A 19,088-nucleotide genomic window follows, 5' to 3' on the forward strand; every position below is an offset into this window, starting at 1 on the left:
ATGTGTGTGGCGCGTCGCACCCGCCGGACCTTGTACGAGGAGCGTTCTATGACCGCCACCGAACCGCCCGCCGCCGAAGCCGGTAGCAGCACCCCACGCCGCGGATTCGGCGTCGACGTGGGCGGCAGCGGGATCAAGGGCGGCATCGTCGACCTGGACACCGGCGCCCTCATCGGCGATCGCGTGAAGGTCCTGACCCCGCAGCCCTCGACCCCGGAGGCCGTGGCCAAGACGGTGGCCACCGTGGTCCGCGAATTCGGCTGGACCGGCCCGCTCGGTGTCACCTACCCGGGTGTGGTGACCGACGGGATCGTGCGCACCGCGGCCAACGTGGACAAGGGCTGGATCGGCGCCAACGCCGCCGAGATCATCGGCAACGAGCTGGGCGGGCAGGTCGTGACGGTGCTCAACGACGCCGACGCGGCCGGAATCGCCGAGGCCCGGTTCGGCGCGGGCAAGGACAAGACCGGGGTGATCGTGCTGCTGACCTTCGGGACCGGGATCGGTTCGGCGGTGATTCACAACGGCGTGCTGCTGCCCAACACCGAGTTCGGCCACCTGGAGGTGGGCGGCAAGGAGGCCGAGCATCGCGCCGCGTCCTCGGTGAAGGAACGCAAGGAATGGAGCTACGAGCGCTGGACCGAAGAGGTCACCAAGGTGCTGGTGGCCATCGAGAATGCGATCTGGCCGGACCTGTTCATCGCAGGTGGAGGCATCAGCCGCAAGGCCGACAAGTGGATCCCGCTGCTGAAGAACCGCACCCCGGTGGTGGCCGCGACCCTGCTCAACGAGGCCGGCATCGTCGGTGCCGCGCTGGCCGCCGACACGGCGCACGGCACCGCCTGACGCGACGCGCGCGAGAAGGCCAATTTGCCGCACGGCACAGCCGTATCTCACACTGTCGTTACAATGGTCAACGGCGGCCGCCTACCGAAATAGCGGCGGGTTTCCGAGCAGAGATCATCGCCGATATTCGACACAGCCGACGCTTTCCGGTGACGCATGCGTGCGCCCCGGAATCCGCAAGACCGAAAGGGTGTACGTGGCAGCGACAAAAGCAAGCCCGGCAACCGACGAGCCGGTGAAGCGCACCGCCGCCAAGACTCCTGCCAAAAAGGCTCCCGCCAAGGCCGCAGCTGCCAAGGCCCCCGCGAAGCGCGCAACCAAGGCTCCCGCCAAGAAGGCCGCAGCCAAGGCTGCGGGCGCGCCGGACCCCGATGCCGACGTCGTAGACCTCGCCGAGGATCTGGAGAACGACGATCTCGAGGCGGAGCCGGGCGACGATCTCGAGGTCGAGGAGGTCGAGATCGACGACGACCTCGACACCGACGACGCAGACGAGAGCACCGACGGCGACGAGGACGGTGAAGACGCCGAGACCGACGGCGAGGTCGAGATCGTCGCGGTGGTCGTGCCGGGCGCCAAGCCGGCGGCGAAGGCCGCCGACGAGGAGCATCCCGAGCCGACGGAGAAGGACAAGGCCTCCGGTGACTTCGTCTGGGACGAGGAAGAATCCGAGGCCCTGCGCCAGGCCCGCAAGGACGCCGAGCTCACGGCATCGGCCGACTCGGTCCGCGCGTACCTGAAGCAGATCGGCAAGGTCGCGCTGCTCAACGCCGAGGAAGAGGTCGAGCTCGCCAAGCGTATCGAGGCCGGGCTGTACTGCACCCAGTTGATGGTCGAGTTCGCCGAGAAGGGCGAGAAGCTCACCACCGCTCAGCGCCGCGACTACCAGTGGATCTGCCGCGACGGTGACCGCGCCAAGAACCACCTGTTGGAGGCCAACCTGCGTCTGGTGGTGTCGCTGGCCAAGCGCTACACCGGCCGCGGTATGGCGTTCCTGGACCTGATCCAGGAGGGCAACCTCGGTCTGATCCGCGCGGTCGAGAAGTTCGACTACACCAAGGGCTACAAGTTCTCCACGTACGCCACCTGGTGGATCCGCCAGGCCATCACCCGCGCCATGGCCGACCAGGCCCGCACCATCCGTATCCCGGTGCACATGGTCGAGGTCATCAACAAGCTGGGCCGGATCCAGCGCGAGCTGCTTCAGGACCTGGGCCGCGAGCCCACGCCCGAAGAGCTGGCCAAGGAAATGGACATCACGCCGGAGAAGGTGCTGGAGATCCAGCAGTACGCGCGTGAGCCGATCTCCCTGGACCAGACCATCGGCGACGAGGGCGATTCGCAGCTCGGTGACTTCATCGAGGACTCCGAGGCCGTGGTGGCCGTGGACGCGGTGAGCTTCACCCTGCTGCAGGATCAGCTGCAGTCGGTGCTGGAGACGCTGTCCGAGCGCGAGGCCGGCGTGGTCCGGCTGCGCTTCGGCCTGACCGACGGTCAGCCCCGCACCCTCGACGAGATCGGCCAGGTCTACGGCGTGACGCGGGAACGCATCCGCCAGATCGAGTCCAAGACGATGAGCAAGCTGCGCCACCCCAGCCGCTCGCAGGTGCTGCGGGACTACCTGGACTGAGCGACACTCTCAATTATTACTCTGACCAGCAGATTCGCTGGTCAGTTCAGAAATAGTAGACAGCTACAGCGCTTCCAGTCAAGATATCGGTATGGCGAGTCGCAAACCGATACCCCTTGATCTGGGAGCGCTGTTGCCGTCCTGGGAGCTGTCATTGCGTGCTGAGCGCAAGTCTGCGGCCACCATCAAGGTCTATGGCGACGGTGTGCGGGCGTTCTTGCGGTGGTGCGCCGAGCGCGGACACTCCCCCGCGCTCGACCGCGATCTGATGAAGGCGTTCGTCGCCGATCTGCTCGACGCTGGAGCCGAACCGTCGACCGCGCGCTCGCGCCAGCTGGCCATGCGCCGATTCTCCGCGTGGCTAGAAGAGGAAGGCGAGATCGACGAGGATCCGCTGCTCGGCCTCAAAGCGCCGAAACTGGACACGAAGGTCACCGACTCACTGTCCGACGACGAGCTGCGTAAGCTGATCAAGGCGTGCGGCGGCAAGGAATTTCGAGACCGCCGCGACGAGGCTATCGTCCGACTGATGGCCGAAACAGGTATGCGGGCCGGAGAGGTGTGCGGCCTCACCGTCGATGACATCGACCTGAACCGTGGAATAGTCACCGTCCGGCGCGGCAAAGGCGGCAAGGGTCGCATCGCGCCGTTCGGCCCGTCGACCGGCGTCGCGATCGACCGCTACCTACGCACCCGGCGAACACACCTGCTCGCCGCGACATCCACGCTATGGCTTGGTGACCGCGGCAAAAGCCTGGAGTACTACGGCCTACACAAGACTCTGAAGTATCGGGCAGATCTGGCGGGGCTCAAGCACTTTCACCCACACCTGCTGCGGCACACCGCCGCCTCGCGCTGGCTCGCCGCAGGTGGCTCCGAAGGTGGTCTCATGTCAGTCGCCGGGTGGGCAACCCGGGACATGATCGACCGCTACACCCGTTCCACCGCAGCCGACCGAGCTGCGGCCGAGGCGCGCAATCTGAACCTGGGAGAGCTGTGACCATGGGCAAGACGTCGCCGAAGCCGCGGGTCACCTTTATTTGCCCGAAATGCAAGCAGCGGATCGCATGGATTCTCACCCCCGCGCAACTGCGCGTCAAGGATGCGTTGACGGCCAATCCCGAGGACGAGACAGTACCGCCTCCGCCGTGGCCGGTGCTTTTTCACCGAATCGCCGAACCCGAACCGCTTGCCCCGCGAAAAACAGCAGCTTTGTCTCGGAGGCTAAAAGGTCAGCGCAGCAAGGGGTTTCACGGGTCCTACCTTGCGCAAAACGCCGACGACATTGTGGTGTTGTGCCATGCAGCGTGCGGCGCGAAGTTCTCAGTTCCAACGAACGGTCTGCTGGCCGCCATGGCCGATGGTCACCGACCCCGTCAACTGCTGCCGACACGCCGAGCGCTGTAGGTTGCCGAGAGACCCGAATCGGGCAGCGCTATGGTGGCGTGAATCGTGCCCCGAGCTAGCTCGGAACGACTCGCACTTTTCTCGATGGGCGGCGGGTCAAGACTCCCTTGAAACGGAGCTTGACTGTCCATGCCTACATCACGTGAAAGCGAACTGCTAGGCCGCATCGGCGCGTACAAATCGTGGGCCAACACCCCCGACCGCGCCGCTCGCACCGCCCCCGCCCGGCGCGCACTGCTGGACAAATTCGAGCAGCAGGTGGACCCAGACGGCGCACTCACCCCCGCAGAGCGGGCAACGAGAGCGGCGTACGCCCGCAAAGAGTACTTCCAGCGACTTGCCCTCAAATCGGCCAGAGTTCGGCGCAGCCGTGCGGCGAAGGCAGGCAAGGCGGCCGGGTGAGCTACTACTCAGCTGACGGCAGCCTCATCGACCACGAACGGTCGGCCTGTCTGGCTGATGTCGGTGCGGCAGGCTACCTCGCGGCCGTCTGCATCACCCCAACCGGGGACGACGTGCTGTGGTTGGTCTGCTGCAAGGAGCTTCACAACGAGCGCCCTGCTCACGGCGAGCCGGATCAACCACACGAGAAGCTCGGCCGACTACCGGGCAACGTTCGCGACCGCGTGTGGGGGGACGCGATCCTGTGTGGGCATCCCCGCCGAAACGGGCTGCTCTGCCGGCATCGAGTCAAAGAGCCGGGCCAAGCCTGCGGCTTCCATTCGGCGAGGGCGGCCAAGTGACATCGGCCCCATTTCTGCGCGTCATACCCGCTGAGGTCCGACGTTACGGCCCCCCTGCCGCCATTGTCTTGGCGCACATCCGCTTCCGCTGCCAGACAGACGGGCATGGCTGCGTCGTTCGCGACGGTCACAGGTGGTGGCGCGCATCTCGCAGCGTCATCGCGATCGAAGTCGGCATGTCCGTCAAGGTCGTCAGGAAAGCACTGCAGGACTTGGGCGACGCAGTAGTCGTTGCACACTTTCCACCATTAAGCGACCAGTCGCTTGCATACCGGATCGACACAGCGCTGACCAGCCAGAAGCCCCATAGGGCAGACGCTGACCAGCCAGGAGCCCCACAGGGCAATTCAATTGCCCCACAGGGCAAGGCACCGTGCCCCACAGGGCAAGGCACCGTGCCCCACAGGGCATCTGTACCTCTATGTAGAGAACTTAAAGAAGAAGAGAGTGAGAAGGCAGCTGCCTCACCCGGGCATCTGCTTGATGACACACACACCGATCGACCTCCATCGAGATTCTGTGATGCCCACCCCCAGGGCACTCGCAAGCGCTGCCCTGATTGCGGTAACGCGCGAACCGCTTTCGAGGCATGGAAGGAAAATCAGGCCGCCGCTGACGTGGCTATCGCGGCTGCCGAGGACCGTGACCGCGTGCTTCGACGCACCCTGATCGCGAGCTGCCCTGACTGCCACGAAACGAACGGTTGGGTGACCGCGGACGAGGACGGCACCCCAAATCTGAACGGGCAGTTCTCAGCTAAGTGCAAACACCCCAACATGACAGTCGCGCCGGTCAGGCGCGTGTCGTGAAGCACTACCGAAGCTCGTCGAGGAGGAAATCGATATGCCATGCCGTCACTGCGCACACTGCCGCAACGGGGGTGACGTCAAGGAAACCGACCGCGCCAGGTGGATTCGTCGACTCATTGACGAGTGCGACAGGTGCGATCAGGCAGGCCGACTCGAAGATCAAACCCACTGCCCGGACCATCCCAACTTCCGGATGCCGAAGAGTGAGACCGAGGCTCAGTGGGGCATCTGACCCTGACGGCACTGAACTTGCCCCCAGCGCTGCCAGGGGCGCGTTGTCGGGGCCGTCCGCATTTGTTCGACGGGGCAAGTTCTCGCGAGGCCACAGCGACCGCTCAGGCCCGTCTCGCTCAAGCGCTGAGGCTCTGCGCCCTCTGCCCTGCCTTGGACGACTGCCGCACCTGGCTAGAGGCCCTACCGCCAGACGACCGACCAATTGGCGTCGCCGCCGGACAACTCCACCCACCCGGCCCCCCGAAGGCCGACCACGAACAACCACGAAAGGACCACGACGAATGACATTCCAGGCACCCAGCACCGCCGAGTTACAGGCGGCCATTGAGACCGGTCAGCCGATCAACGTCGGCTGGACAAACCACGAGAACTCGCCTGCGTTTCGGAACAAGATCGCCCAGCTCGCCTCTGCGCCCCGTGATGACGGGTACTACGCGTCATCGCAAATCGCCTCGGCCGCAGCCCTCATGCCAGGCCAGGGCGACCCGTCAGCGCCCGCGTCGGGGTTTACCCCAGATCCTCATCAAGGAGGGTCCGGGATGAGGCCGAACCCCGGTCAGGGCACCTCTGGCGGGGGCGGCTTCTTTGACATCGCACCGCCGAGCATGGCTGACAAATCGAAGCAACTTAAAGCTCTGCAGCACAACATAAACCGAATCCCCGGCACGTACCTCGGACAGGACTACTGACCATGACCACACCGATTCACAACCAGGTTGTCGACCTCGAAGACCAGATCAATGCAGCCGAAGCGCGTGCGCAGCAGATGCGCGAACACGCCAAAGCCATCGACACCGCGGGCTACGAAGCCCGGAACGCAGCCGACTACGAACACGTGCAATACCTCCACACGGCGGCCGATGAATGCAACCAGGCCCGTACCAAAGCCGAGGCTCGCTTCACCGATCTCAGCACCGCAGAACGCCTGGACCACGCCAAGCTGTTCGCAGCGTTCATCGCGCTCAAAGACGCCGACGCACGGTGTGAAGCGGTTTCCGTCGACTACATGACCAGGATTGGCCGCCACGAGGAACCGACCGTCAGCGTGCACACAGGCGTGGCGATGGGTCACCGCGGTGTCGGCACATCGGCAAAGTTCAAACGCACCACATGGACCGAGACGCTTGAGGGCGTCATCAGCGCCCGCCACGCACGCATTGCCACCGAGCACCGCGGTGAGCTGATCAAGCGAGCAGATGACAAAGCCGAGGCCGCGAGTGACCAGGCCCGTGCTGAGGCGTCGGCAACAGCGCAAGCGGCGCTGGCCGCCAGCGAGTAGAGAACCTGCGGACGGGCTGGGTCCGATCATTGTGGAGGTTAAACACACCTGGCGCACTACCCAGGCGCGCCAGGAACGCAAGGACGATGAGCGGAGTACCCTTTCGGCCGCCGCGGTGACGCGTCCTGCCTCCTGGATCGATCCCCCCAGCCCGTCCGCGCGGCACTGCATGCCAGGGGTACGGGGTAACCCCCTCCCCCGGGGCCTAACCCCGAGAAGCCATAGCACCTTCAATGCTGCGTGCGACTCTGACCGCTGTTTTTGCCTAGGGCACTACTCCCATCCACCGAATGTGATAACGGCCGTAGTCCAAAAAGCGGGCCGCAGAAGACCGCACAGACCGCCCCACACCCTCCTCAGTAGCCACAAAACCAGGTCCTCACCAGCCACTCAACCGCACGAAATAGCACCGAAAGCGAGCCTCTGATGGCCGATTACGACGGCGGATCTGCGTCAGTTCGCATCCGCCCCAACATGTCCCGGTTCAGCACCGACCTCGACGCCGATCTGCGCCGCGTTGATGCCACCGTCGAAGTCGCAGCCCGCATCGGGGATATCGACGACGCGACGCTGACCGCGTGGCGGGCCGAGCAAGAGGCGCGCGAGGTCCACGTGCGGGTCACCACGGACACCTCGGCGATCGACCGGGCGGTCAACGAACTGTCCCGCAGCACGGGCGGCCTGGGTGGCGGCTTGAACCCGGGCGGGCTGCTGCTGGGCCTGTCCCCGGCGCTGATCGATCCGGTGATCGCCAGTGTCGGGGCACTGTCCACGAGCGTGCTGCAGCTCGCTGAGGCGGGGCTAGTGCTGCCCGGTGCGATCGGCGGCGCGGTTGCCTCGATCGGCACGTTCAAACTGGGCCTGTCGGGCATGGAGGACGCCTACACGGCCCTGGAGAAGGCCCAGGACGGCAGTGCGAAATCGGCGGCGGCAGCCAACAAGGCGATGGGCGAGCTGGCCCCCAGCGCGCGGGCGTTCCTCACCGAATTCATGGGCATCAAAACGGAGTTCATGGACAACAACGTCCAGCAGAATCTGTTCAGTGACCTGGCCACCTCCGCCCGGGAGCTGGCCAGCCGCGATCTGCCCATCCTGAAATCGGGGCTGGGTGACATCGCGACCAGTCTCAACGACAACATCAAAACCCTGTTCTCGTCGCTGGGGTCCGAACAGGGGCAAGGCATCCTTGACAGAATTCTGGGCAACACCGCCGATGCCCAGGCGCGCCTCTCGGCCGTAATTGACCCGCTGGTCCGGGGACTGGGCACGCTGACCGCCGCCGGTACCGACGCCCTTCCTGGGCTGGCCGACGCGCTCGGCACGGCCTCCGAGCGGTTCGCCACGTTCATCGAGGCCGCCGACAAAGACGGCTCGCTCAAAAAGTGGATCGATGAGGGGATCGACGCCGCCGGGAACCTGCTGGGCACCGTCAAGAACATCGGTGACGCGTTCGTGTCCATCGCCCGAAACGCTGGCGGGGACGGACTGCTTGGCACCCTCGATGATCTCACCGGCAAGTTCGCCGACTGGCTGCGCACCGCAGAGGGTCAGAACAGCGTCCGCCAGTTCTTCGAGGACGCGAAAAAGTCTGCGGCGGAATGGCTTCCGATCCTGCGCGACATCCCAGGCATTCTCGGCGGCATCATCCAGGGCGGGCGTGACATCGCCTCGGTCGTCGTTCCGCCGTTCAGGGACATCAGCCATTTACTATCCGAGAATCGCGATCTCGCCAAGGCGGTCCTGGAAGGATTCCTAGCCTGGAAGACGGCACAATTCGCCGCCGGAATCGTTGGCGAGATCACCAAGATTTCAGGCGCGCTGGGCGCCAAGGGCGGCGGCGGCCTGCTGGGCAAGCTCGGCGCTGCGATGTTGATGTTTCAGGTGCTCAATGACCAACATCTGCCCGGGGTCAACGGACCTGGTCCCTACACTGGCCCGGATCTGGGCGGGCAGGCCACGTCGGCGGCTACCGGTGCGTTACTCGGCGGCCAGGTCGCCGGTGTCCCGGGCGCGGTCATCGGCGGCGCCGCGGGCGCCACTGCACCGGTCATCATCGACCTGGCCACCCCTGACCCGTCCGCAGAAAACGGCGTCCTGCCCACCGCGCCCAACAGCGCCAACCCCGCCACAGTGGGCGGCATCCCAATCCCCGGCCTGCAAATGCCCTCGCGCGAGCAGGGCGGCGTGACAGACGGCCCCACATCGGGGTATCCCGCGATCCTGCACGGCCGCGAGTTCGTCCAGCAGGCATCAGCGGTCGCCAAATACGGCGTGCCGTTCATGAACGCCGTCAACGAGGGCCGCCTCGATCCAAGTGACCTGCCGATGTTCGACACCGGCGGCTACATCGATGAGCACGGCAACCCGATCTACCCCGGTGGCGCGATGCCGGGCCCGGTCGGCCCGGCCCCGCAGCAGGCGTCCGGCGGGCTGATGTCGGCGCTCGGTTCGTTCCTGTCCGGCGTCCAGGCCCCACTCGGCAACGTACTGGCCCTGGGGCAGGGTCTGGCGGGCCAGCACGGCGGCGGCGCTGACGGCCCGGCGCAGAGCTTCAACGGGTTTTCCAACCCGTTGGCCTCGGTGCCCGGCGTTTGGGGCCTGGCGGGCGCACTGGGCGGCCAAAACCCAGCATCGGATCTGATGCAGTGGGGATCGAACACCGCCGACTGGATGGGCAAGTTCGTGTCCAACACCGCCATGAAGTTCGGCACCACCCTCTGGCAGGGCGCACTAGGCATGGTGGGGCTGGAGAACAGCATCCTCTCGCCCAACAACGCCTACATGAAAGCGGCCATGGAGGGCCTGGGCTACTACGGCGACCTATCGGGCAGCCTGGCCGGGGATTCGTCCGGCCGTGGTGAGGGCAAGGGCGCGACGGCCAAGCAGATGCGCGAGGCCGCCGACCGGATCTCTGACCGTGACGCGGCGGTCGCGATCGCCGAAGCCCGGGTGCGCGAGTTGGGCTCCGATGCCACTGATTCGCAACGACTTTCGGCGCAGAATGCACGCGATCGGGCGGTCCGCGAGGCGGCCGAAGCGCGCGACGATTTGGCAAGCCTGCAACAGGGCGGCGGGACGGTGCTCAATCCGGCCGGCGGTGCCTCGTTGTACGCGACCGCCCCGACCGGCAGTAGTGGCGGCGCAGAGCGGTGGCGCCCGACCGTCATGGCCGCGCTGCAACAGGTCGGAGGCCGCTACGGCATCACCAACATCGACGGCTGGGCTGACGCCCTGATCGGCCAGATTCAATTCGAATCGGGCGGCAACCCAGGTGCACTGAATCCCAAAGACTCAGACGGGCTGCCCGCGATCGGACTGGGCCAGTTCAAGCAGGGAACATTCAACGCGCACAACATCACTGGCGGTAGCATCAACGACGGCGTGACCCAGATTTACGCCATGATCGACTACGTTTCCAGCCGCTACGGCCAGAACGCAGCGGGCATTCCCAACGGGATCAACCAGGGCCACGGCTACGCCGTGGGCGGCGAGATTCAGGGCATTGGTGGGCCGACCTCCGATCTGGTGCCGATCATGGCCAGCGCCAAGGAGCACATGTTCAGCGTCGCTGATGTGGAGGCGATGGGCGGCCACGACAACGTGTACGCGTTCCGTGCCGCCCTGCACACCGGCGGCGTCGGTGGATACGCCCCCGGTGGTGAATTGCTGATGTCTCCGGGCATGCGGCAGGCGTGGAACGCGACAATGCAGCACGCGCCCACCCCGCCCCGGCCCAGCTTCAACGACGGTCAGCACGCCCAAACGATGAACCCGCGCCCATCGGCGCCTGCCCCCGCACCAGCCCCCAGCGGCCCGCCCGCCGCCACACTGGCACCCGCCGCGCCTCCGGTGCCCGGCCCGGCACTGGAGGAGCCCAGCGCGCCAGGGACAGAGCTGGCACCCCCGCCCGTGTTCACCACCAACGCCCCGGCCCCTACGTCATATGACCACAACCTGGCTGCCGTCAACACCGCGATCGATTCCTCGGCGGCGGTCCTGGGCAACATCGCCGCCACCGCCGCGTCTATGGGCATGGGCGCAACCGGCGGCGGCGGAATGGGCGCCGGGCTGGCGTCCTCCATGATTCAGGGCGGCGTCCAGCAGGCCGGAAAGGTCGCTAAGGGCGTGGCCAACGTCGTATCCAGTTCCCTGGTCGGCAACACACAACTCGGTACGCCCAACCTCCCGGCATACGGCTGGCCCGCGACGATGGTCCGGCCGCAAGAGCTACCGAGCGCGGAGCTTAAACCGCACGCCCAGGCGGGAGGCGGGGGGCCGCGCACCTACGTCGGCGGCATCTACGGCCACAACACACAAGACGTATTCCGCGAGCTTCGCATCCGCGAAGCCCAAGACCAACAAGGGAGCTTCGCCGGACTATGACAACACCAACTTTCACCGTGCTCGACTCACTCAAAGAATGCGCCGCACGAGGCCACTTCACCCTCCGCTGGGCCTGCAAACTACTCGACCTGGCCGACATGCTCGCCCCGCCCTACGAAGTCGAAGCACTCAGATTCGAACTCGACCAACTACGCGAAGTCCTCACCGAAGCGATCCACGCGCATGTCCCCGAAGACGACGAACACGCCGACTACTTCAGCGACGGCCGACCCATAGTGACAGCCGTTTCGCTGGGCAGCGACGGCGCGATCGGACAACCCTGGTCCGCCGACCCCACCAGCTGGCGCGATCAACCCCGGATCGCCCGCGAGTTCCGAGTCCCCTCCGGCACTCAGTGGCGCATCGCCATACTGAGACCCGGCGAAGTAGACGCGGTTGCGATCCACAGCAAGTCGTTGGGCTACAGCCCCGATTGACCCCAGGGTCAGAGGTCTGGCGTCAAGGGTGGCTTGACGCCCGCTTCCAGATCGGCGGAGGTTGCAAACCGGTGGCCTGGCAGCAGCTCGGCCAGGTTGTCGGCGAGCTGGCGCGCGTCGGCGGTCACCGTGTCCTCGTTGGCTCCGTAGACATCTATGGCGACGGCGAAGCCCGGATATTCGTCGCCGAACTCGACGCCAGTTTCGATCGGTCGGCCCACGGTCGGCAGATACGCGTCCACAGCGGCGCGCACTTCATCCACCGTCGCGCCGTGCGACACGTACACCGTGGCCGAACTCATGGCGTCCATGCTACGGGCCAATCGCGCCTTTCTTCGCCGTGAATGAAATGAGGGCACGGTACCGGCGGGGCGCAGGGGGATGTCGTCATTCCACCGGTCGACCGGGCGTTCTGTCATTTCCGCGACCTAATCTCGCCCATGGGCTCCGGGATCGCCATATTGCTGAAAATACTTGTCGGCGGCGCGAGCGTGCCGCTCACTGATTTGCTGGCGATAACGTCCCAGGCTCAAAGCAGCTATAGCTTCCCGCTGACGTTCGTTTGACACCCGCGTGTACATCTGAGTCGACTGAATCGACTTGTGCCGCATAAGTTCCTGAACGACTCGAATGTCGTTGCCGTCATCAAGCAAGCTAGTGGCGTACCAGTGCCGCAGGCAATGCGGCGTACCGCGTACGCCCGCTCGGCGCATAGTTAGTCGAATCACGTCAGACACCGATTTTGAGTGCATGGGCTCGTTGGGATGCCCGCGCATCGGGAACCAGTAGCCCGTGGCTGGCATCGTACTGGCCAGCTCGATTAGCAGAGGATGCATTGGGATTGACCGCACCCTGCGGCCTTTACCTTTAACCCACAGCAGCCTGGCGGGCAAATCCACGTCCTGACCCCTGACTCGCGCGATTTCGCTAACTCGTAGCCCCGCCAATAAGGCCAGCAGAATCATCGATCGAGTGGATGACCACATTCTTGCTGCAAGAAGCACTGGCACGTCAGAATCTGCGATTGGGCGAGGAACACGGTCCGGCGCCTTCGGGGTTCCGACCTTGATCATCGGATTATCGGCGCGGCGGTCTACGATCTGCAACCACTTAAACCAAGACGCGAGATAAGACGTGTAGGCACAGGCAGTAGAGTCCGACCAGTCATCTGCATGGTCGGCCAACCACCGCGAAATATCCAGCGGTCCAGCGCTGACGGGCTGCACCTGGGTTTCCTCGTAGAACGCACGCAGCACCCGGACCCTCTCGGACACAGTGACGGTGGACAACCTTTGTCCGTGCTGCCACAGCTCCCAGTCGTCTAGGCCGACCACCACCGTGCTCATAGCGGTGTCACCGAGAAGGCATCACCGAGAGTTGCAAACATCTGCCCACAATGGACGCATCGTGGAATCCCAGCCCTAGTGTGGTTGGCCACCGCCTCTCGCAGCCACGCCTCTTTGTGGTGGCCGCACGCATTGGCCTGCTCACATCCGTGCAAGTTGATCCTCCAGGACGCGGGACGGCGGCAAGCGGCACCTGTCAGTGTCGCGATCTCGCAGTGCACGCTGTCGTGAAGTCTCGCTACGAGCGTGTCGAAATCACGGATAGTTGTCATGGAGGATGACCTCTCTCGTTCAGTGAGAGTCGCCTTACTCAGTCCAAGATATTCGGGGCTACCCCGCTCGCACCCGATCTGCTCAGATCAGGCCCCCTACAGCGCATATCGACCCCTAGTGCGGGACTACCTGGACTAGGTTCTTGAGAACGACGACATGGTCGCCACCCGGTTGGGGTGGCGGCCATTCGTCGTTCTAGTGGGCCGCGTGCTGTTTGGAGCCGTAGACGCGCTCCATCATCGCGGTATCGGTGTGTACCACCACCCGGATCGTCTTTCCGTCGCGAATGGTGAAAACTTCGGCGTCGCGCGCCTTTTCACCGGCGGCGGCGACCTCGGTGAGCGCCACCACCGTGTCTCCGTCGGCGAGCAGTTTGTTCATCGTCACCGTCGGGCTCTTCTCACCCAGCTTGGCCAGGTACTGGCCCAGCTCACCCTTGCCGTGGTAGGTGCCGCTGATCGTGCTGTTGCCGGGCTGCACCCACTCGACGTTGTCGTCGAACAACGCCATCACGGTCTCCATATCGCCGCTGGCGAAGGCCTGGTAGCCCCGTGTGACGAGTTCGATATTGTCCTGTTCCTCTGACATTGCCGTTCCTTCCGCCGATCCGATATTCGGCTGTGACGGGCTGAGCCGCTCAGGGAAGTCACGCGAAGTCGGCTCTCGGATCAGTCAGACCCTTCACGCGCCATATCGAATGTAAGCCTCCCGCCGCTGGATGTACACGCAAACATTCACCGGTCCTCGCGGGGCTAACCGGCCTTCGCCGCACACCGTTTGCCGGCCACGGTCGGTCTAGACGTCGAAGATCGTCTGGCCCGCGCTGGAACCCGTGTAGGAGATGTAAATCGGCCCCAGCGCGAACGGCGCCGTACCGGAGTTCATGTAGGTGTCCGACGTGACGGTCGGACGGTTCCCGGACGTCGTCGTGTACGAGTACAGCAACGTCGTGCCGTCGCTCGTGTAGACCTTGATGACCGTGCCGACGGGCACGCTCGATCCTCCCCCGACCAACGACGACGGGATGGTGCCGTAGACGCCGCCGGAATCGATCACCGTCAGCACCTGCGTGACGACCCCCGTGCCGACCTGCACCTCCAGCGTCGTCCAGGGAGCCCCACTGAGCGTCACGAGAGCCGACCGCGGGTTGGGGCCGAATTCCAGCAGACCGTCCTGCTCGTCGATCAGCACGCCGTAGTTCAGGTCACCGGGCAGCGCGGAGATCACCGAACTGGGGCCCGGCCCATACGAATTCGGTCCGATACCGAGGATGCCGACCACCCCGTCGCGGGCGGCGAACGAGGCGAACGCCGACTGCGAAGCCGCACTGACGATATCGACCGAGGTGGGCCCGGAGACGATTCCGTTGCCGAAATCCACTGTGGTCGTGTAGGTGTCGAAGGTGTAGCTCAGTCCACCGGAGTATCCGCTGGCCCCCGATCCCGTCGAGGTACCCAGGTCCTGTTGTGTCCCCACGTACTTGGAGGTGATCACCAGGCCCACGGATCCGGTGTCCACCAACACCGGCACGCTCGGCCCACCGTTGACCGAGATGTGGATCACCGGCTCGGTGCCGTAGACCATCTTCAGCGCGACGGACGCGTTGACCTCACCCGAGACCGGCACGGTGACCGTCTGGGCGGTCGTCGCCAGGCCGTTGGTGGCCACGACGGTGAACGTGTCGGTGCTGCCACTGGTCAGCGCGGCGGCCAGGCGGGCGGCGACGGTCGGGGTGTAGGTGAACGCACCGGTCGACGTCACCTTCACCGTGCCGTCGGCCGGCGCGGTGATCACCTTGTACGTCAACGTCTTTCCGGACGGGTCGGTGTAGGAGACGGTGCCGGTGACCGCACCGGTGGTGGTGCTGGGCGTACCGACCGTGATGGTTCCCGCCACCGGTGTGTCGACGCCGTTGGTGACGGAGAGGGTGGCACCGGAGCCGCTGAGCAGCGTGTCGACCGCGACACCGAGTCCGGTGGTGACGGCCAGCCTGTTGGTGGCGGCGTTGATCACCGACACCGAGTCGGCGCCGGTGTTGGTGACATAGAGCGCGCTGCCGTCGGCACTGATCGCCAACCCGACCGGTGCACTGCCCACTCTGATGGTTTTGGTGACGATCCTGGTCGCGGTGTTGATCACCGTCACCGTGCCCGAACCCGCGTTGGCGACATAGAGCCTGCTGCCGTTGAGCCGCAGCGCCAGCCCCGAGGGCGTGCTGCCCACCCTGATGGTCTTGATGACGGTGTCGGTGGCCGTGTTGATCACCGACACCGTGCCCGAACCCGCGTTGGCGACATAGACGGTGGCACCGTCGGCACTGACCGCGATGGCGCCGGGGTTCTTTCCGACCGTGATGGTTCCGGTGACGGCGTTGCTCGCGGTATCGGTGACCGACACCGTGCCCGCGCTCGCGTTCGCGACGTAGGCGGTCTTACCGTCGGGGCTGAGCGTGCCGGTCCGTACGAACGGGGTACCACCCGTGCCGGTGCTGTCGGTGACCCCGAGCACGGCGGGGGCGACCGTCACGGTGACGGTCTCGGCGGTCGAGGTGATCGAATTCGCGGCGCTCACGGTGAATTTGTCGGTGACCGGTGTGGTCGAGACTCCGGCGGCCAGGCGGGCGACCGTGTTCGGGGTGTAGGTGAATTCACCGGTGACCGCATCCAGGGTGATCGTGCCCTTGGTGGTCGCCGTGGTGACCGCGTAGGTCAGCGGCAGCTGCGGGTAGGGCTCGGTGAATTCGACTGTGCCGGTGACGGTTCCGGTCGAGTCTGCCGAGCCCACACTCGGCGTGCCCGCGACCGGCTTATCCCCCAACGGGGACACCGACACCGTGACGGTCTTGGTGACCGTGGCGCCGTGACCGTCGTCGACCGCGACGGTGAAGGTGTCGTGTGTGGCGGCGGTGCCGGCACCCTTGGCCGCGGCGGCCAGGCGCGCGTCGGTGGTCGGGGTGTAGGTGTACGCCCCGGAACTCGCGTCCAGCGTGAGGGTGCCTTTGGCGGTGGCAGTCGTCACGCTGTAGACGACGGTGTCCTTCTCGGCGTCGGTGGCCTTGATCGTGCCGGTCACCACTCCGGTCATCGAATTCGGACTGCCCACGGTGGCCGAGACTTTCGGCGCACTGTCCCTCGGCGCAACGGTCACGTCGACGGCGCTGGTGACGGTGCCGCCGTGGCCGTCGGAGACGGTGATCGTCACGGTGTCGGATTTGTCGGCGTCGGTGGCGGTATCGGAGGCCGCGGCGTGCCGGGCAGCGGTAGTCGGGGTGTAGGTGAACGCCCCCGTGCCGGTGTTGATGCTGACGGCGCCTTTGGCCGCGGTGGCCGCATAGGTCAGCTTGTCGTTGTCGGCGTCGGCGGCGGCGACCGTGCCGGTCACGACACCGGTGGCGGCGTTCGGTGCGCTCACGGTCGGGATGGTGCTGATGACCGGGGCCGTATCGGCCGGGGTGATCGTCACCGTCACCTTGGTCACCACCGTGCCGCCGTAGCCGTCGGACACGGTGACGGTGAAGGTGTCGGTCTTCACCGAGGACGACGCCCCGGTGGCGGCCGCGGCGTGCTGGGCCGCCGCGGTCGGGGTGTAGGTGAACGCACCCGTCGACGAGAAGGCGATGGTGCCCTTCGTGGGCGTCGCGCTGTAGCTCAACGTGTCACCGTCGGGATCGGTGGCGCTGACCGCGCCGGCCACCTGTGTCGCGGCGAGCACCGGCGCGGTGTTCAGCGGTGCGACCTTCACGGTCACCGTCTGGGTTGCGGTGCCGCCGTTGCCGTCCGACGCGTCGACAGTGAAGGTGTCGGAGGTGGCCGTCGTCGCACCGATGGCCGCGGCCGCGTGCCGGGCGGCGGTGGTGGGGGTGTAGGTGAAGGTTCCGGTGGACGTGTTGAGCGCCACGGTGCCGCCCGCGGCGCTCTGCGCGGCGGCGGTGTAGGTCAGCGTGTCCTTGTCGGCGTCGGTGGCGACGACCTTGCCGGTCACCACGCCGGTGCTGCTGTTGGGTGTGCCCACCGTCGCCGTGCCGAACACCAGATCGGCATTGGCGGTCGCCACGGCCAGCGCGCTGACGGTCGCGGTGGCCGCGACCGGTGTGACGACGGTGTCCTCGGTGGCCCCGATCTGGCGGCGAGCGGCCGCGGCGAGCACCCACACCGCGGGCGACTCCGCCGGCGTACCCCGGCCTGACCCACTCACCGTCCACGGCGCCGTCAAGGCGCGCACCACGGCGCGGAACGTCTGGGTCAACCCCGGGACGACGTGTGGCGTCACCGAATTCACCCGCACCGCGGCCACTTCCGCGGGCGCGGCGGCCGGAACGGGGCGCGCCGGTGCGGGCGCGTCCTGCTCGGCGGCGGCCTCGCCATGCCGGGCGGGTGGTGCCGAAGGGGTATCCGCCGCGGCGGTGGACCCTGTCGACGTCTTCGGAGTCGCCACGCCAGCGGACGGGTTGCCGGAGTGCGCGGAATGGTGCGGCTTCCTCGGCACGCTCAGGGTGGGCAGGTGCCACACATGAACGGAGGTGGGCCGGCTCGTCTCGGTGGCACCGGACGTGGTCGAAGCTGCCGACGTGGCCGGCGTGGCTTGCGATGACGTGGCCGACGAGGAACTCGTGTCATCGGCGCGCGCGACGACCGGGCCGGCGGCCAGTGCCGCGCCCACCCCCAACGTCACAGCCCCGGCGCCGAGCCAGGCAAAAGGTTCCCGGCGCCCGCCGGATCGTTGACGCGGGGACGGGTGCCGTGCTCGACGCGCCATGGATCCTCTACTCGGTAGAACGAATTGGGAGGACCCAAATCGACGGTGCTGACGCTGAATTATCAGAGATCGGTGGCGTCGGCGGGTAGCCCATGCGCACCGACTCCCAGCAAACTGACAGGAGCGGTGCCGCGTCAGTGTCTGCGTGGCCGCAATTTGTATGAGGCAGGCCACGACTCGCGGGACTCGTCACCGGTCAGTGGCACGCCCTGGGAACCCAGCTTCACGTCGTAGGCCTCCATCTCGGCGCCCGCCTCACGATCGGCCTTCTCCCGGGCCAGGTAGTACAGCTGATCGATTTCCAATTCCTTGAACGCCACGAACGTGGTCTTGCGCACGGTGTGCGGGCTGGTCGCCTCGGCGATCAGCTGTTCTGTCAGGGCACGCGAGGCCACCACGGCGGCACCGAACACGACGAACGGCACCACCCAGGAGCAGAGGTAGGACAACGGTGTCCCGGCGTCCAGGATGCCGGCGGTGCCGGACACGATCGGCGGGACGGCCGCCGACACCGTCATGGCGGCGAAGGCACCGACCCAGATCCAGGTGATCCTGGTGGTGATCGGCCCGAACAGATCGCTCTTGCGCACCTCGGGCGCCTGATCGGCCTCGGCGAGTTCCCGCACGAACGGTCGGCCGGCCAGCAGCCCGGCAAGCGCCACGACCAGGATGGCGGCGGTACTCAGCGGCTGGATCCACCGCTCCAGAAATGGCTCGCCCAGGGTGAACGTCAACACCGCCAGAACCACGAACGTCGCGAGAGCACCGATCTCGAGGGTGCGCCAGGCGGCTCCCCTGATCCGGCTCACCGTCGACGACGCCACCGCGACCGCCAGTGCGGCCAGTGCGGCGACCCCGAACGGGACATTCCCCACCAGCACCCAGTAGACGATCCACGGCGCGAAACCCGACAGTATGGCCACGGTGGGTCAGTTTACGAAATGCG

The 19,088-nt window shown here is 66.1% G+C and carries 13 protein-coding genes; 8 read left to right on the top strand and 5 right to left on the bottom strand.

Going from position 1 to position 19,088, the window contains the following annotated elements; all coding sequences use genetic code 11:
• Positions 1 to 48 precede the first annotated feature (48 nt).
• The 8 genes from ppgK (at position 49) to H7J86_RS03520 (ending at position 11,768) form a co-directional block, all read left to right on the top strand.
• The gene (gene ppgK / locus H7J86_RS03485) at positions 49 to 846 is read left to right on the top strand and encodes a polyphosphate--glucose phosphotransferase (protein WP_167158850.1); all 798 of its coding nucleotides are present in this window, start codon (positions 49 to 51) and stop codon (positions 844 to 846) included.
• A 196-nt stretch (positions 847 to 1,042) separates the two neighbouring features.
• On the top strand, positions 1,043 to 2,476 hold the full coding sequence (locus H7J86_RS03490; RefSeq protein WP_090357226.1) for an RNA polymerase sigma factor: 1,434 nt from the start codon (positions 1,043 to 1,045) through the stop codon (positions 2,474 to 2,476).
• A 91-nt stretch (positions 2,477 to 2,567) separates the two neighbouring features.
• The gene (locus tag H7J86_RS03495; protein ID WP_267289396.1) at positions 2,568 to 3,476 is read left to right on the top strand and encodes a tyrosine-type recombinase/integrase; all 909 of its coding nucleotides are present in this window, start codon (positions 2,568 to 2,570) and stop codon (positions 3,474 to 3,476) included.
• 2 nt (positions 3,477 to 3,478) lie between these two features.
• Positions 3,479 to 3,883, top strand: coding sequence for a hypothetical protein (locus H7J86_RS03500; RefSeq protein ID WP_267289398.1), 405 nt, complete (start codon positions 3,479 to 3,481; stop codon positions 3,881 to 3,883).
• A 129-nt stretch (positions 3,884 to 4,012) separates the two neighbouring features.
• Positions 4,013 to 4,285 (top strand): hypothetical protein, encoded by a 273-nt coding sequence (locus H7J86_RS03505; protein WP_267289399.1) that lies wholly within the window; start codon positions 4,013 to 4,015, stop codon positions 4,283 to 4,285.
• A 2,075-nt stretch (positions 4,286 to 6,360) separates the two neighbouring features.
• Positions 6,361 to 6,948 (top strand): hypothetical protein, encoded by a 588-nt coding sequence (locus H7J86_RS03510; RefSeq protein WP_267289400.1) that lies wholly within the window; start codon positions 6,361 to 6,363, stop codon positions 6,946 to 6,948.
• A gap of 426 nt (positions 6,949 to 7,374) precedes the next feature.
• Complete coding sequence (locus H7J86_RS03515) at positions 7,375 to 11,331, top strand: lysozyme family protein (protein WP_267289401.1); 3,957 nt, start codon at positions 7,375 to 7,377, stop codon at positions 11,329 to 11,331.
• Positions 11,328 to 11,768, top strand: coding sequence for a hypothetical protein (locus H7J86_RS03520; RefSeq protein ID WP_267289402.1), 441 nt, complete (start codon positions 11,328 to 11,330; stop codon positions 11,766 to 11,768). Before H7J86_RS03515 ends, H7J86_RS03520 begins: the two co-directional genes overlap by 4 nt.
• 8 nt (positions 11,769 to 11,776) lie before the next feature.
• Here H7J86_RS03520 and H7J86_RS03525 read toward each other — a convergent pair whose 3' ends face one another.
• From H7J86_RS03525 to H7J86_RS03545, 5 genes are all read right to left on the bottom strand, one after another.
• Positions 11,777 to 12,070: a hypothetical protein gene (locus tag H7J86_RS03525; protein WP_267289404.1), complete on the bottom strand. Its 294-nt coding sequence runs from the start codon at positions 12,068 to 12,070 to the stop codon at positions 11,777 to 11,779.
• Positions 12,071 to 12,196: 126 nt separating this feature from the next.
• A complete protein-coding gene (locus H7J86_RS03530) occupies positions 12,197 to 13,114 on the bottom strand; it encodes a tyrosine-type recombinase/integrase (RefSeq protein ID WP_267289406.1) in 918 nt (305 codons plus the stop codon).
• A gap of 468 nt (positions 13,115 to 13,582) precedes the next feature.
• A complete protein-coding gene (locus H7J86_RS03535) occupies positions 13,583 to 13,975 on the bottom strand; it encodes a nuclear transport factor 2 family protein (RefSeq protein WP_090356487.1) in 393 nt (130 codons plus the stop codon).
• Positions 13,976 to 14,182: 207 nt separating this feature from the next.
• Positions 14,183 to 18,142 carry a PecA family PE domain-processing aspartic protease gene (locus tag H7J86_RS03540; protein ID WP_267289408.1) on the bottom strand — a complete coding sequence of 1,320 codons (3,960 nt, stop codon included), beginning with the start codon at positions 18,140 to 18,142 and terminating at the stop codon, positions 14,183 to 14,185.
• A gap of 134 nt (positions 18,143 to 18,276) precedes the next feature.
• Complete coding sequence (locus H7J86_RS03545; RefSeq protein WP_267289410.1) at positions 18,277 to 19,065, bottom strand: hypothetical protein; 789 nt, start codon at positions 19,063 to 19,065, stop codon at positions 18,277 to 18,279.
• Positions 19,066 to 19,088 lie beyond the last annotated feature (23 nt).

The sequence above is a fragment of the Mycobacterium hackensackense genome (genome assembly GCF_025822555.1).
Lineage (GTDB): Bacteria > Actinomycetota > Actinomycetes > Mycobacteriales > Mycobacteriaceae > Mycobacterium > Mycobacterium fluoranthenivorans.

Excerpts from the sequence above, each read along its gene's own strand:
- ppgK (WP_167158850.1), top strand. The coding sequence starts at position 49 with ATGACCGCCACCGAACCGCCCGCCGCCGAAGCCGGTAGCAGCACCCCA.
- H7J86_RS03495 (WP_267289396.1), top strand. The coding sequence starts at position 2,568 with ATGGCGAGTCGCAAACCGATACCCCTTGATCTGGGAGCGCTGTTGCCG.
- H7J86_RS03500 (WP_267289398.1), top strand. The coding sequence starts at position 3,479 with ATGGGCAAGACGTCGCCGAAGCCGCGGGTCACCTTTATTTGCCCGAAA.
- H7J86_RS03505 (WP_267289399.1), top strand. The coding sequence starts at position 4,013 with ATGCCTACATCACGTGAAAGCGAACTGCTAGGCCGCATCGGCGCGTAC.
- H7J86_RS03510 (WP_267289400.1), top strand. The coding sequence starts at position 6,361 with ATGACCACACCGATTCACAACCAGGTTGTCGACCTCGAAGACCAGATC.
- H7J86_RS03515 (WP_267289401.1), top strand. The coding sequence starts at position 7,375 with ATGGCCGATTACGACGGCGGATCTGCGTCAGTTCGCATCCGCCCCAAC.
- H7J86_RS03520 (WP_267289402.1), top strand. The coding sequence starts at position 11,328 with ATGACAACACCAACTTTCACCGTGCTCGACTCACTCAAAGAATGCGCC.
- H7J86_RS03525 (WP_267289404.1), bottom strand. The coding sequence starts at position 12,070 with ATGAGTTCGGCCACGGTGTACGTGTCGCACGGCGCGACGGTGGATGAA.
- H7J86_RS03530 (WP_267289406.1), bottom strand. The coding sequence starts at position 13,114 with ATGAGCACGGTGGTGGTCGGCCTAGACGACTGGGAGCTGTGGCAGCAC.
- H7J86_RS03535 (WP_090356487.1), bottom strand. The coding sequence starts at position 13,975 with ATGTCAGAGGAACAGGACAATATCGAACTCGTCACACGGGGCTACCAG.
- H7J86_RS03540 (WP_267289408.1), bottom strand. The coding sequence starts at position 18,142 with ATGGCGCGTCGAGCACGGCACCCGTCCCCGCGTCAACGATCCGGCGGG.